Annotated in this window: 2 protein-coding genes; one reads left to right on the top strand and one right to left on the bottom strand. The window is 59.2% G+C overall.

The window, feature by feature from the left end:
* Positions 1-200: 200 nt before the first annotated feature.
* Positions 201-464, bottom strand: a complete 264-nt coding sequence (locus tag KM176_RS24720; RefSeq protein WP_160897348.1) for a hypothetical protein — start codon at positions 462-464, stop codon at positions 201-203.
* A gap of 280 nt (positions 465-744) precedes the next feature.
* Between KM176_RS24720 and KM176_RS24725 the strand changes: the two genes are divergently transcribed.
* On the top strand, positions 745-993 hold the full coding sequence (locus KM176_RS24725; RefSeq protein WP_202398120.1) for a hypothetical protein: 249 nt from the start codon (positions 745-747) through the stop codon (positions 991-993).
* The last annotated feature ends 520 nt before the right edge of the window (positions 994-1,513 follow it).

The raw sequence follows: 1,513 nt of genomic DNA on the forward strand, positions 1-1,513 counted from the left end.
ATGTTCTTGGCCAGGTCGAGGCCGACAGTGGTAACCTGCATGGGATGGCTCCTCTCAATCGCAGATTCTGACACCTGCAGTATGGCGCATTGCGACGCCGGGAGCGGGAGCCATCCACCCCATCTGCAGAGGGCCGGATGCGTCGGTCGCCGGTCCTAAGCGGAAGGGGCGAAGATGGCGTGCTCATGGCCGGGGCGCTGTCAGGCCGCGAGGGCGAGCGGAAAGGGGCATGAGGCTTGCATGATTTCCGCGACACTGCGCACCTTGGCTGCGGACAGGCCCATCTCTGCCACGAAGTCGTTTTGGAGTTCTGGCGCGAGTTCCGAGAAAAAGGAGAAGACGGGCCCCATGGCCGACTGCGTCGCCGCGATATCCGAGATACAGGCAGCAAGCTGGGATGCAGACAGGTTCGCGCCATAGGGCGCGTTCACCGTTCCAAGGATCTTTGACGCGATCTGCGTCATCTGGGTGCTCCCGATCATGCTTGCCAGCTAGCTGCTAATTCTCAAACGTCATGGAGTCTGGGGGTACGCGTCAATATCGCATGCTTGACCGTGGCATGCATCCTGTTGAACTTCTCTAGCGCTCCCCATGATTTTGACAGGAGATCCTAGTTACCGAAGCCTCCGTGCTCGGTTTGACCTCGCGGCGATGCAGAAGCGCGCGAGATCGATCCGGCGCCTAGGTTTGATGGAGGGGGGCTGAAGCTCCCCAGATCGGGAGGCATCAATCGAGGAGGCTGATTTGGCCGAGAAGTTCGAGACAGCGAAGCAAGCCGACGATCTCGCGACCAGCGCCGATCTGGAGGGATTCCTGGAATGTGCCATTGCAGCGGGCGAGGCCGCGTCTGACACCGTCCCGGAGGCCGTGGCTATCGCTGAGGCGGCCATAACCCGTCTGAGCGCTCAGGAGGCCGCTGGAGGGCCGTCTGAGGGTGTCTGGAGGGAAATGCTGCTGGACCTGTTGCGTGGCGACGAGAGCGCGGCACAGTAATCCTTGGAGGCGGGCGTTCCGATCTACTATGTCGAAGACGATACGCCGAGCGATCTGCTGATCAAAGAACATCCAGATGGGCGGCGCGAGCTTGTTCGCTTTAGCTAAGAAGGCGATGTGGTGGTGGATGTTCTGTGATTTCTCGGCCTTCCAATCCGGTCACCAACTAAAACCCCGAAACCAGACGCGTTTGGTCCTCTCGGGGCGGCTTTTCACTGCCAGCGAGGGACGGTGGGCGGTCGCACGAGGAGAGCTCTTTCAGGATCCATAAAGGTGCCCATGCAGGAGGCCCATCTGGATGAGCAATCCATGACGCGCTTATGTCGTTGAAAATATTATTTTAAATTTGAATTGTGCCATGCCGTGGAACAGCGGCGACGCAATCCTCAGTCCTGTTGATTTCCACCCAGAACTGACCCGGGGTTTCCATCGAGAAGTGACCCACCTTGGATTATGCTGAGCGGGTCATGATTGGGTCAAGACATGGCTTCCCTCCCTCTTTTTCCGGGTGGCTGCGGCC

It is taken from the genome of Pseudooceanicola endophyticus, assembly GCF_018760365.1.
Taxonomy (GTDB): domain Bacteria; phylum Pseudomonadota; class Alphaproteobacteria; order Rhodobacterales; family Rhodobacteraceae; genus Pseudooceanicola; species Pseudooceanicola endophyticus.